Raw genomic sequence first — 14,349 nt, 5'->3', positions numbered from 1 at the left:
AAAAGCCTACAAATCCATTCTATCCAAAAAAAGGTGATTTAACAAACTAAGATTTGTGAATTGTATGAAAAATTCTGATTTTTTTGAGGTGGGATGGAATAATAGTGGAATTTTAATTAAGATGGGAAATTGTATTAATATCAGGGGGCAATTAAAAAAAGCGGAATCGCAATTAAAATTGGAAAACGGCAATTAAAATCGTAGAATCACGATTAAAAATGGGAAACAGCAANNTGGGAAACAGCAATTAAAATCTTGTAATCGCAATCAAAAATGGGAAACCGCAATTAAAATTGGAGAATCGCAAATAAACAGCAATTAAAACAAAGGCATAACCAATAAATACATCAAAACTATCAAATTGTATTTGATGCCATTAAAATACTTCCTATGTTGAAGTATTTTCTCTGTAATCTACTTCAATGATAGGCTAAAAACAATTTATAAACAAAAATACTCCATTTTAGATCAACTCACCAATCCTATAAATGTTCAGGTAAAAAATAAGTAGAAACTTGTCGTAAATATAGTAAAGACAGATTATCCAGACGACTGTTAATACCATATTTTTACCTATTTAAAAAATAATAGACCCGGTTGAAAATGACTAAATGCTTCTTTTATCTAATACAAACTAATATAACCCCAACATGCCTCAACCTAATTATTGCAATTTTCCTGAGTTAATAAATTTTTTTCGAACATCCTCGACTGAATATGCCAAAATCCACTTTTTTTCTACTTGAATTCTTTCAATTCTCTTCAAATTGAATATGCCAAAAGTCCGATTGAATAACCCAATATGATTATAGGGGCAACGTATTTAAAATTAATATAGTATCAAGTTTCTTAATAAATCATTAGCAATTAATTAAATCAGTTTTGCTTGAATCTATTTTTATTTTAATAGATTCAGAACATTAAAGTTTACTGTAGAGGAGATTAGAGATGAAAAAGAGAAAAAGCTTTCCTTACAAAGTCCTTGCAACAACAACATTAGCTTCAATGTTATTTACATCAACTGGATTTGCTGAAGGAACAAATGAAAATCAGGTGCCAGCTCCAAGTTTAGATGAGATTGCAAAGCAGGGTCAAAAGATTTTTGCTGATGAACAAAAACAAACTGGGAAAGAAGCTGTAGACCCATTTGGCTATAAAGATTTAAATGATGCTCATGCTTATAAACCAAATGAAAAAGTTCGTGTAATCGTTGAAGTAGAGCAACCAACAACTTCTGATGAATCTACTCAAACTAAAAAAGCACGCTTTAAAGAAAAGCAAGATCAAGTCATCTCAAAGATTTCAAAAACAAGATCTGTACCAAAAATAAATCAACGCTTTTATGAAGGCTTTAATGGTTTTAGTTTGGAGACAGAATATCGTAACTTAAAAGAAATTCAACAAACACCAGGCGTAACGAATGTACATATTGCAAGAAAGTTCCAACCTACAATGGGAGCAAGTAAAGAATTAGTACAAGCTCAAAAAGTTTGGCAAAGTTACGGATATCAAGGTGAGGGATTGTTAGTAGCGGTAGTCGATACTGGAGTTGACTATACGCATAAAGACATGACAATCACTGAAAAAGGAAAAGCAAAAGAAAAATGGAATCAAGAAAACATTAAAAGTAAACTAGCTGAAACAAGTGTAGGTGAAGTTTGGTATAGTGACAAAGTTCCAACTGGATATGACTGGGCGGATCATGATACAGATGTCATTCCACATGGTTCAGGAAATGAACATGGCATGCACGTATCAGGTACAATTGGTGCAAATGGTGATGATGCAAATGATGGGGTAGAAGGTATTGCTCCAGGCGTTCAGTTACTTGCAGAAAAGGTATTCTCTGATACAGCAAATGGGGCGTATGAAGACGACATCATTGCCGGGATTGAGCATGCGGTAACAATGGGAGCCGATGTCATTAATATGAGTTTAGGAACTGATTCAGGATTTGTTAGTGAAGTAGATGATCCGATTCAAAAAGTGATCCGTGAAGCGACTGAGCAAGGTACGCTTGTAGTTGTAGCGGGTGGAAACTCTGCTTATAGTACACAAAATAATTTACTACAATCTTCTTTAAAACCATATGCTGAAAATCCGGATATTGGTACAGTTGGGGAACCAGGAGTTAGTCCTTTTGCGTTATCTGTGGCTTCATATGAAAATTCAAGTATCCATATGAATACGTTAAAAGAAGAAAATGGATTGCAACTTCCATACCAAGATCAATCACAATATAACTTTAATCTATCAAAAGTATTATCACCGCTTGAATCTTATGAATTGGTTTATGTAGGAGAAGGTAAAACTGCCGATTTTAAAAATCTTCCTGATTTAACTGGTAAAATTGTAGTAGCCAAACCAAATGAAAGGTATGCTACCTACTCTTATATTCAATCAGAAGCGAAGAAGAAGAACGCAAAAGCGGTAATTCTTGTTCCTGCTGATAATGATATTGACTATCCATTAGTTTATTGGAGTCCTTATTTTAATGTAGAAGCAGCTACAACAAGTAAAGCGATTGGCAATGCATTAATTTCTAAGTTGAAAAGTGGTTATGTTGTAAAAATGAAACCATCTAAAGGGGTATATGTTGATAACCCAGATAAGAATACGATGTCATATTTTTCTTCATATGGAGCACCACATACATTAGATTTTAAACCTGAAATATCCGCACCAGGAGGAAATATTTACTCTACTGTACCAGGGAATGGCTATGAGGTTATGAGCGGTACATCAATGGCATCCCCACATGTTGCTGGTGGTTCAGCATTAGTTTTACAATCGCTTTATGAAAAAGGATTAAAACATTCAGAGAGTACAGCTTTAAAAGCGAAAATTGCTTTAATGAATACTTCTAAACTAATACAGGATCCTAGTTCGAATAATGAGGTACCGTATTCTCCACGTATTCAAGGATCTGGTTTAATGCAAATTCAAAATGCAATAAAAACACCTGTACTTGTGACAAGGGAGAAAACTTCACTTGAACAAGCTGGAGCAGTTGCACTAAAAGAAGTTAACAATAATATTCACTTCAAATTAAATGCAGAAGCTCTTCAAAATCTGAATGTAAAAGATTTGGAATATCAAGTTTATGTAGATGTATTTACAGATGGCAGAGAAATTAAAGAATTTGACCTAGACAGTGATGGAAAGTTAGATTCAAAAGAATACTTAACATTAAAAAGTGAGCGTATCAAAGGTGCTACGGCAACTGTTAATGGTGAAAAAGTAACAAGCACAGAAGGAAAGACATTAAAAATTAAACCAGGACAAGAGAAAAATCTTGATGTTCAGATTCAACTTCCATCAAGCTTAAAAGATGGTTCATTTGTTGAGGGATACGTACGTCTAGTTCCTTCTGGAAAAAATAGCGATTCAGCTGTACCGTTATCAGTTCCTTACATGGGGTATTACGGCAAATGGGATCAACCAAAAAATATTGATCCAGCAGCATATGAGAAAGATGCATTCTTAGGTTATACAACACTTTGGAATGATGAAATAGGAGCAGAAGGGGTATTCCCATTAGGTTATGATCCAAGCACAGGAAGATTTAATATGGATCGAATTGTAATGTCTCCAAATACTCCATTAAAAGAAGTATACCCATCATTTACAGTACTTCGTAACTTAGCTAAAACAGAAATGTACGTAGAAAATGATAATGGTGAATTACTTCAATACTTAGGTGATTTTAGTGAATATACTGGTAAGCCATGGAAATTCCGTAAAAACATTATGTCTTATAGAGACTATTTGAATACTGGATATGGATGGGATTTAAAAGATCAAAATGGACAAGTAGTGAAGGACGGCGTTTATAACTATGTAATCAAAACAACGCTTGATTATAATGGTGCTAAGCCACAAATCGTAAAACTTCCATTGCATATTGACTCAGTAGCTCCAGTTGTTTCAGATATAAAAGTAACACCAAAAGATGGCCAATACGAAATCTCATTCAAAGCGGATGATGCTGGAAGTGGTTATAATGGTGCAATCGTTTGGTATAACGGTAAATATAAATCACTACCACAAGGAGCAACATCTACTCTAGTAAAAGAAGAACCAAAGAGCGTTGTAGTATTAGGAGCAGACTATGCACTAAACCAAAGTTATACAGTTTGGGGAGATCCTTCTTATATTAACGAGGGAATGCTTGTTAGTTACTTCAGTGTATATCCAAATAAAAATGTAAATGCAAAAACACCTGCAGGAATTAATGGATTTGCAAATAATAATGTAAATTGGAAAATTTATATTAAGGATTCGAAAGGTAATGTAGTTGATTCAATGGATGTACAAGATAAAAATGAAATCCACTTAAAATGGACTCCAGAAGCAACTGTTCCAAATGGTACGTATACAATATCTGCGGATGTATCTAGTAAAGATGGTTTTAAAGTATCCGTAACACCACAAACAATTACAGTACAACAATAAATACTCAAAAACAAAAAGTGTAGGGAATATATTTTCCTACACTTTTTCATAGTGTTGAAATATAAAATGGTCAATAGGGAAAACGGACATTAAATGAACATTTATTAAAGATGAAATTATTTCCTTGGGTAATCTATTAATGGTTTTATATGTTAATATGTTTGAGCAATTTTATAATTCCAAAAACAAGTAATTTTTTTAGAATTTTATGACTTTTGGAAAAACAAATCCCATTGAATAGTTAGTTTATTAATTAATGTTCGATATTAATTGATTTACAAACTGATTAATAAACAACTGTTAGATTACTCTAAGTAAAGGCTATTTGATTAGGTTTTTATTGCAGATTTTTTTTGATGAATAAGTTGATTGGAGCGGAGGGGTGCTCGACTCCTATGGGATAAGCGGGAAGGCTGAGACCCCGCAGGCTCGCCGAGGCCACTGAAAAACAGTCAATTTTATTTACTGTAATCAATATGTGAAATAAAAAAAGCGATTTTTCGTTCAGAATTGAACGGAAAATCGCCTTTTCCTTTATACATTTTTATTTTTCTTCCTTCATTAAGGTCAGTATTCGTTTTAAATTAACTGCGAATATGGCCATTGCACCTTGCATTTCCATACCTAATAGACCCGAGGAATTTGCTACATTGTACCCGTGTCTGTGTTTTAATTCACTATTTTTTGCTTCAATTTTATAGCGTTCTTTCGATTTCTCTTTGAAATATTCGCTTTCTTGAAATTGTGCATGTTCTTTGTGTTCAGTTGATTTAATTGTTACAATATACGATTTACTTTTGGCACCTTCTTTATAACATCCATCTTTAAAGGGACACTTTTTACATTTTTCAATATCAAAGTAATACATATCACGCGGATTTTTTTTCTGATTTTTTCTTTCTTGTCTTCTTTTTCGAATTGCCATATGACCTGCCTTACAAACGTACATACCCGCATCCTTATTGTATTGAAATTCATCTTCTTTTTTACGTGTTCCATGTGTAATCGTGGGGTTTAATTTCGAAACTAATTGTAATTCATTTTCATTTACATATTGAAGATTATCAATCTCTGAATAAGCTGTATCACCAATGACTGTATCAATTTGCATTCCTGTTTCAAGACTTTTTTCAATCAATGTTTTTAGATATTTACCATCAGTATTTTCACCTGTTGAAATGACTGCAGCTGTAATGATTCGTTCTTCATTCATCGCTAAATGTGATTTATATCCAAAAAAAGAGGAATCAGCAGTTTTATGTCCAGTTCGTGCGTCAGGATCATTTGAAAATTTTAGATTGTCATGGTAATCTTCAACGATTTCTTTTAAATAGTTCAGTTTTTCTTTTACTTTTGGATATTCACGAATCGCTTCTTCTTTTTCCACAGCTTGAATGATTTTTTCATAATAGGCAAGTTCTTCGACTACGTCATCCGTTGTTGGCTTCTGAGGAAACTTTTCTTTCATTCCCTCATTGATTTGATAGACAGATTTTCTAAGGAGTTTAGATTTCTCCATTAAAAAATTCTTTTGGTGATTTTTGATTAAATCGCGCTCTTGTGTGAGTTGCGTCAACTATTATGGAGGTACTTTTAATTAGTTCTTTTTCTAGTGCGATATCAACTGTTTTTTGAATCAACATGTCCAATAATCCAACATCTTTTAAACGAAGCTTACGAAATTTCGTTAAAGAACTTGAATTGATCACTGATTCTTCTGGAGCCATATCTAGAAAATATTTAAAAGACATATCATATTTTGAACGTTCAACAACATCTACATCTGATAAATCAAAGATTGATTTAAGTAACAAATATTTGAACATACGAATAGGCGGCACTGCATTTCGGCCGTTATCAAGGCAATATTTATTCTTTAATTCTTCTAAAACAAACGTAAAATCAACTAATTCATTTATTTGACGAAGCATATTATCTTTCGGAACAATTAGATCATATAACGCCATGAAAGGGCTAAGAGTAAAAGATTCTTGATTTGAGATCATTCGGACACCACCATTACTTGATAAAATAATTATACAAGAAAAAAGTGAAGGCTTCCTCGATGAAATCGAGAAAGCCTTCACTTTTTCAAAACCCGTGGACTTTTTCAGTGGCCTCGGCTCGCCGAGGAGGCTAAAGAATCTCGCCCCATGGAAAGCGAGCATCCTGTAGCGGAAATCAACATCACTCTACCCCTTTTACGGAAATTTGGTAATTTAATTGATAAGGTTATTTTTCAGCTGCGTGTGTAGGGAATATTTTTTCCTACACTTTTTATTTTTAACAAATTTTTAAATGTAGAAAGAACTAAAAAACAACTTTAATTTGGTTATTAATATGATTTTCTAAACATTTGGTTCATAATAGAGAATAATAGTATTTTGTATGTTTTTTAGCAGAAAGGTGTTTAGTAAATGAAACATTTAACAATCTTATCAAAAATTGAAAATTATATGGATCGATTTACGCAAGCCGAAAAGAAAATCGCTGTATATATAATGGAGCATGCTGAAATTGTACCAAACCTAACGACTAAAGATATTTCGAACAATACTGGAGCTAGTGAAGCAAGTGTTGTTAGGTTTTGTAAAACAATAGGAATCGGTAGTTTTAAAGCCTTTAAAATAGCATTAGTTCGTGATTTGACTGTAGCTGAAATGAATATTAATGATTTTTCTGTAATGGATAAGAAAGATACACCGTATGATTTATTTAATAAAGTAACTTATGTAAATAAAGCCGCTATTGAAGCTACGGTATCAACTCTAGATAAAAGAGAATTAGAAAAAGCAACTGATGAAATTGTAAAAGCAAAGAAGATTATATTTTATGGAGTAGGCGGTTCTGCTGTGTCCGCTATGGACGGAGCATATAAATTTGGGAAAATTGGCTACCATGCCATCATGTCTCCTGACTTCCATATGGTCATCACTTTAGTAGGTCATATGGAAGAAGGCGATATTTTTGTTGCCGTTTCAAATTCAGGGAAAACAAAAGATGTATTAGAGCTTGCTCGTTTTGCTAAGAAAAAGGGAGCAACGATCATTGCGATTACTAAGCTTGCCAAGTCTCCGTTATTTAAGGAAGCTGATATCAAGCTATGCACACCTGACATGGAACAAGATATTCGAATAGGAAGTATAGCTTCTAAAATGGCACAACAAAATATAATCGATTCATTATATGTTATATGCTTTAACCGAATTGGAAACAAAGTATCTAGTAAACTTCATGAGTATAGTGAAGAAGCAGGTAAACTAAGAAGGTAATCAAAATTAAATAACTAGTAAAGGAAGATGAGCAAAGGTAAGTTTATGGCTTATCTTCTTTTTTAGTTAAATGAGGAAAAAAATGTCAAAATTTGAAGAGGCAAATTTATATAACTAGTTACAATTACATGTACTACATTATTAAATTTATTTTTAATGTTATTTTAATAATTCTAAAGTTCTAATTTTAAAAATTAGAATAAAAGAATAATATAAGACTAAAGAACGTAATGTCGAAAAAGCAAGTTATAAAAAATGACGAAATTCGTCATTTTTCTTTGATGTAATGTAAATTTTTTGTAAAAATTATGTGAAATTTGTTAGTATTTGATGAAAAAAACCCCCTGTGATTTAAAGAATTTTTAGAATATTATTAAAATGTACTTTGAAAATTATTAAGGGGGGCTTATTTTGAACAAGTTTGTAGTAACTAGTTTTGCATCAGTAATGGTTGCCGGAACTTTATTTTCTGGAATTCCATTAAAAACAGCATCATCTGAAAGCTTAAGTAAAGTACATAGTACATTAGCTAAGCATTCAAAAAGTACTTTAGATTTATCGTTAGTTAATGACGAAAAGTTATTAGATGCATTAATTAAACGTGGTGTGGTTTCTGCTAATGCTTCAGAAGCACAGAAACAAGCTGCATTACAAAGTTATTTAGCGGTTAAAGGTCAAGCGGATCCAGTAACAGATAAAGATCCAATTGCTAGCAAAGTAAAGAAAGCAGAAGCTGCTAAACATAATGAATTTAAAGATTTTAATAATGGCCTATTACACGGAAACGGTAAGAAAAATGGTCAATTAAAAGGTACTCCTGATCCAGTTAAAGAATCAGCTTCACCGGGTGTTCAAAAGAAGGGTAAACTTTTAACATTAATGGTAGAGTTTTCTGATCTTCCTCATAACAGTATTAAGAAGGGTGAAACAGATAATTGGTATCCAGATTATACTCCACAACACTATGAAGATATGATTTTTGGTAAAAATGGGGTGAAAGGTCCAAACGGCGAAACTTTCCTTTCACAAAAACAATATTATGAACAACAATCTGGTGGAACATATACAGTTGATGGTCAAGCATATGGCTGGTTAAAAGTACCAGGTACTGCAGCATATTATGGAAAAGATTCTGCAACAGGACATGATAATGTAAGACCGGGTGGATCAAAACAATTAGTAGCAGATGCTTACGCTGCAGCATTAGCTGCAGGAATACCTTTACAAGATTATGATTTAGAAGATCCACATGATTTAGATGGAGATGGAAACTACTGGGAGCCAGATGGTTTAGTTGATCACCTTCAAATCATTCACTCAGGTATGGGGCAAGAAGCTGGCGGTGGATCACAAGGAGACAATGCAATTTGGTCTCACCGTTCTGCTGCATTCGTTGATCCAGACGGACGTCTTAAAGGTAAACCAGGATTCTATGACTATACGATGATGCCTGAAGACGGTGCAACTGGTGTATTTGCACACGAATATGGTCATGATTTAGGATTACCAGATGAATACGATACAATTTACTCAGGTGCTGGTGAAGCTGTTGAATATTGGTCAATCATGTCAGCAGGTTCATGGGCAGGAACAGTTCCTGGAACAGAGCCAACTGGTTTCTCTCCATGGGCAAAATCATATTTCCAATCAACTTTAGGTGGAAAATGGACTAACCCAACTGTTGTAAATTGGGAAGATGTATCTACAAAAGGTACTCAATTCTTATTAGATCAGGCAAATTCACCACTTGGACAAAACAACCAAGCTATTCAAGTGAATTTACCGAAAAAAGTAACAGCTATTAATAAACCAGCTGCTGGCACTTATGAGTATTGGGGTGGACAAGCAGATGAAATGGATAACAGCATGGTTACTTCTGTAGATTTAACTGGTAAAGCTTCTGCAACATTATCGTTTGATGCTTGGTACGATATGGAAGAACAATGGGATTTCGCATTTGTTCAAGTTTCAACTGACAATGGAGCTACTTGGAAATCATTAGGTAACAGCCACACTAGAAGTGATGTTGTAGCTGAAGGATATCCAACAATCCTTGATTCAATGCCTGGTTTCACAGGAAAATCAAATGGATGGGAAGCACAAAGCTTTGATTTATCAGCTTACAAAGGTAAAAAGATTCAGCTTCGCTTACGTTCTGCAACTGACTGGGGTACTTCAAACGTTGGTTTCTTCGCAGATAATATCAAAGTAGTAGCAGACGGTGCTACAATTGTTGATGATGGTGCTGAAAATGCAACTTCTCCATTTACTTTAGATGGATTTTCTAAGTTTGACGGTAACAAATATTCAAATCATTACTACTTATTAGAATGGCGTAACCATAAAGGTGCTGACGAAGGTTTAGCTCATATCAAACGCGGAAACTCTCTATTAAGCTATGATGGCGGTTTAGTAGTATGGTATGTTGATGATACATTTACTGAAAACTGGACAGGTATTCACCCAGGTGATGGTTTCTTAGGTGTTGTTGATGCTCACGACGATACAAATTTAGTATGGAACTATGGCGCTGAAGCATCTTCTCGTTTCCATGTAGCGGATGCAGCATTCGGATTAAATCCAACATCAGGTTATAACATTTCTTATGCAACAGGAGAAGCATTTACATCTCCAAGTCAAGAAGCTGTCTCTTTATTTAACGATAGCAAAGACTACAATAATGCATTCTTACCAGATGCTGGTCGTAACATCGGACACTATGGTTTAAAAGTTCGTGTTAATGGTCAATCTACTGACAAATCAGTTGGATCAATCGTAGTTTATAAATAATAATGAGCTTAAGAAAGGCAACTTAATGTTGTCTTTCTTTTTTTGTTTTTAAGTGATTAATAGGAAACCACTAGATAGACTAAAAATATATTACATTGATACGAAATGTAATTTCATGTATTTCAAGCGCTATATTGACTTTTTATTTCGGAAGTTTAAAATGATAACCAAATAGTATAAATCTAATAGTAGGAAGAAGGAAAGAGACTATGCTAGGTATATCAATCTATTTATCTGAAAAAAATATTGAGAAAAATAAAAAATATATTGAAGTAGCAAAGCAAAATGGATTTCAATCAATTTTTACATCGTTACACATACCAGAAGATGACCCTTCAACCTATAAATCACTTCTTCAACTTGGTACATGGGCAATAGAAAATGAAATGGAGCTTATGGCAGATATTTCAGCAAAATCACTAACACATTTAGGGTTAGATTACTCATCCGTTAGCGAATTACAAAATTGGGGAGTTACTGGATTACGAGTAGATTACGGATTAAATGAAACACAAATAGCAGACCTTTCTAAAAAAATGAAGATTGCACTTAATGCTAGTACACTTACGCCTGCATTTTTAGACGAATTGCTTAAACATGGATTGCAAACTGAAAATGTAGAGGCTTGGCATAATTTTTATCCTCGTCCAGAAACCGGATTAGCAACAACTTATTTAATCGAAAAAAACAAATGGTTAAAAAGCTATGGAATTACAACAATGGCATTTATACCTGGAAATGATGAAATGAGAGGACCACTTTTTAAAGGACTACCAACATTAGAAAAACATCGTGGAATTAACCCTCTGCTAGCTTACTTAGACCTGACTCAAAACTGTTACATTGATAAAGTTTTAGTTGGTGATATTAGTATAAAAATAGAAACGATGGAGGCTCTTTCAAAAGCGGAGGACTATATGGAATTAAGATATAAACCATATTCACAAGAAGAAGAAATCCTTTCCATTGTTGAGCAAGTCCACACCAATCGAGAAGATCCCGCACGCGATTGTCTTCGATCAATGGAGTCTAGACTATATGGAAGCTTTGGTAAGAATAGTTTAAAGCCAATAAATACAATTACTCGCTCAGTTGGATCTGTCACAATTGATAATGAATTATATGGCAGATATGGAGGTGAGCTACAAATTATGCTTACTAATCTACCAAGCGATGAGAAAGTAAATGTAATAGGAATGATTATTGAAGACGATCTATCATTATTACAATATATTGGAGCGGGTAAGAAATTTAAGTTAAAGCGTGTTTAAATAACACGCTTCAGACTGTTGACAAACGCTCGCTTTCTTCGTTGCTTCGCCTTCAGGTTTCGCGCCTCGAAAGACAAGCGCTTGCAATCAGTCTGAAAATCAATTTTTTAGAACTTTGTCTACAAAAAAAGTGTGTTTAAATAACACACTTTTTTTGTAAGGTTAGACTGAACTATTTAGAAACGATATGATAAAGATACTTACAAAATATTAGTTCGAATGGTCGTGGAAAAATGGACGATAAGTATTATGATAACCTACTGAATATAAAAACAGAGGGAGAGCAAAAAGGATTTAACGAATCTTTTCATTATCATCGATATGAGCCAACACCTTATAGCGCTTTACAACAATTATTTAAGCAATACATACTTTCAAGCGATGATCGAATAGTTGATTTCGGATGCGGTAAAGGAAGATTAAATTTCTATATAAATAGCTTATTTAATGCCACTGTTGTTGGAATTGAAATGAATGAAAAATATTATAATGAAGCAATTGAAAATACAAAGAATTACATAAAAAAAACAAAGACGAGTGAAGACAAAATCCTGTTTTATTGTTGCTTGGCTGAAGATTATCAAATTAATCCATTAGATAATTGTTTCTATTTTTTTAATCCATTTTCAATCCAAATTTTTATGAATATCATAAATAACATTTTAATTTCGGTCGAGCAATCAAAAAGGAATGTTGAAATCATTTTGTATTATAGTTCTGATGATTATATTTATTTTTTGGAAAACCAGACTGCCTTTGAATTAAAACAAGAGATCCTATTAGCAGATGCTTATATGAAAAATCAAAATGAAAGATTTTTAGTCTATGGATTAACTTACTAATTTTATAAGATTCAAGGATTTATTGGTCGTAATGGAGAATTTTTTTAAGTGGGATAACAGTAAATTAAATAGTCGAAAGGAAGAGTTCAATTTGAATAACATTAATCCTTTTATAGAATCATTTAAAAATACAAACCAACAATTAGCGGGTAATGGATTTAGAAATATCCAAGTACTAAAGGATGCACTAAACGAATTCAATGGTAGTGAAGAAAGCGACCTTTATGGAGCAGGGAATTTTATTGAAGATTTTCAAAAAAAAATGACAGAGTTTTTAGGTAAGGAATCAGCAGTGTTTTTTCCGAGCGGTACGATGGCTCAGCAAATCGCATTAAGAATTTGGTGTGATCAAAAAGGAATCAATAAAGTTGCTTATCATCCTTTATCACATTTAGAAATTCATGAAGAAGATGGTTTGAAAAAACTACATAATATACAGCCTATTTTACTAGCAGATAAAAGTCGTGTTATTGAGTTAGAGGATGTTTTAGCAATGGATGAGGAAATCTCTTGTTTATTACTAGAATTACCACAACGAGAAATTGGTGGACAACTACCATCATATGAAACACTAGAATCAATTTCTTCATATTGCCGTGAAAAGGGAATTAAATTGCATTTAGATGGTGCTAGATTAATGGAAATTCTCCCATACTATAAGAAGACAGCTTCTGAATTATGTAGCTTATTTGATAGTGTATATATGTCATTTTATAAAGGCATTGGGGGAGTAGCGGGAGCCATTCTTGCTGGTGACAGAGATTTTATCGACGAATCAAAAGTTTGGAAAAGAAGACATGGAGGCGATTTAATTAGTCTTTATCCTTATATAATAAGTGCAAATTATTATTTTGATCAAAGAGCAAATAAGATGGGGCAATACTATGAAGATGCAGTAGAGTTAGCCAAATTTTTTAATAGTTGCCAAGCAATCAAAACTGTACCAGCTATTCCTGTTTCTAATATGTTTCATGTCCATTTTAATGCTCCGATCGAAAAGGTTAAACACATACTTCAATCTATTCATGAAGAAACAAAAATCGGTATTACCGGTAACTTAAGACCAGTTAATGAGGAAGTTTGTTATTGCGAGATTAGTATTGGGGATTTATATTCAACAATCTCTAAAGAGGATCTTCACAGTATTTTTAACAAATTAAACGAAGAAATGAAATCACTATAAGTCAAAATTGTTTAAGCAATGAATTTTTAATATAAATGAAAAAGGGAGTTGACTTAAATGCAAAAAATTACAACGTTTTTAATGTTTGAAGGACAAGCAGAAGAAGCAATGAATTTTTATATGTCACTATTTAACGATTCAGAGATTGTGAATATTACGCGTTATGGAGCAGATATGGGTGAATTTGAAGGGAAAGTAATACATGCTACTTTCACATTAAACAGCCAACAATTTATGTGCATTGATAGTACCGTTAAACATAAATTCACGTTTACACCAGCTGTTTCATTATATGTGACTTGTGAAACAAATGAAGAAATTGAAAATGCATACAAACAATTAAGTCAAGATGGTGAAGTATTAATGCCTTTGCAATCATATCCATTCAGTGAAAAATTTGTATGGGTGAATGATAAATATGGTGTATCTTGGCAATTAACTCTCGCAAAAAATTAATAAAGAACTGTAAGAAAAAATCGTGTTGGAAACAGTGACACGATTTTTTTTTTATTGTCAGTAATCCTATTTTTAAAAAA

7 protein-coding genes and 1 pseudogene are annotated in these 14,349 nt (G+C 33.1%); 7 read left to right on the top strand and 1 reads right to left on the bottom strand.

Annotated features, from left to right (window positions below; genetic code table 11):
- Window positions 1-948 precede the first annotated feature (948 nt).
- Window positions 949-4,455, top strand: a complete 3,507-nt coding sequence (locus CN946_RS11855; RefSeq protein ID WP_098861300.1) for a S8 family serine peptidase — start codon at window positions 949-951, stop codon at window positions 4,453-4,455.
- Window positions 4,456-4,999: 544 nt separating this feature from the next.
- Here CN946_RS11855 and CN946_RS11850 read toward each other — a convergent pair.
- Window positions 5,000-6,461: pseudogene (locus CN946_RS11850) on the bottom strand (IS1182 family transposase).
- A gap of 411 nt (window positions 6,462-6,872) precedes the next feature.
- Here CN946_RS11850 and CN946_RS11845 point away from each other — a divergent pair.
- The 6 genes from CN946_RS11845 (at window position 6,873) to CN946_RS11820 (ending at window position 14,269) form a co-directional block, all read left to right on the top strand.
- A complete protein-coding gene (locus tag CN946_RS11845) occupies window positions 6,873-7,727 on the top strand; it encodes a MurR/RpiR family transcriptional regulator (RefSeq protein WP_098861299.1) in 855 nt (284 codons plus the stop codon).
- A 411-nt stretch (window positions 7,728-8,138) separates the two neighbouring features.
- Window positions 8,139-10,517 (top strand): immune inhibitor A domain-containing protein, encoded by a 2,379-nt coding sequence (locus CN946_RS11840; RefSeq protein ID WP_098861298.1) that lies wholly within the window; start codon window positions 8,139-8,141, stop codon window positions 10,515-10,517.
- 209 nt (window positions 10,518-10,726) lie between these two features.
- Window positions 10,727-11,788 (top strand): DUF871 domain-containing protein, encoded by a 1,062-nt coding sequence (locus CN946_RS11835; RefSeq protein WP_098861297.1) that lies wholly within the window; start codon window positions 10,727-10,729, stop codon window positions 11,786-11,788.
- 233 nt (window positions 11,789-12,021) lie between these two features.
- Window positions 12,022-12,630 carry a methyltransferase domain-containing protein gene (locus CN946_RS11830; RefSeq protein WP_098861296.1) on the top strand — a complete coding sequence of 203 codons (609 nt, stop codon included), beginning with the start codon at window positions 12,022-12,024 and terminating at the stop codon, window positions 12,628-12,630.
- Between the two features lie 91 nt (window positions 12,631-12,721).
- A complete protein-coding gene (locus CN946_RS11825) occupies window positions 12,722-13,813 on the top strand; it encodes a threonine aldolase family protein (protein WP_286133915.1) in 1,092 nt (363 codons plus the stop codon).
- Between the two features lie 57 nt (window positions 13,814-13,870).
- Window positions 13,871-14,269, top strand: coding sequence for a VOC family protein (locus CN946_RS11820; protein WP_098861294.1), 399 nt, complete (start codon window positions 13,871-13,873; stop codon window positions 14,267-14,269).
- Window positions 14,270-14,349: the final 80 nt, after the last annotated feature.

Origin of the sequence: Bacillus sp. AFS053548 (genome assembly GCF_002575105.1) — a bacterium.
GTDB lineage: Bacteria > Bacillota > Bacilli > Bacillales > Bacillaceae_G > Gottfriedia.
This window is presented reverse-complemented; position numbering and strand designations above follow the sequence as displayed.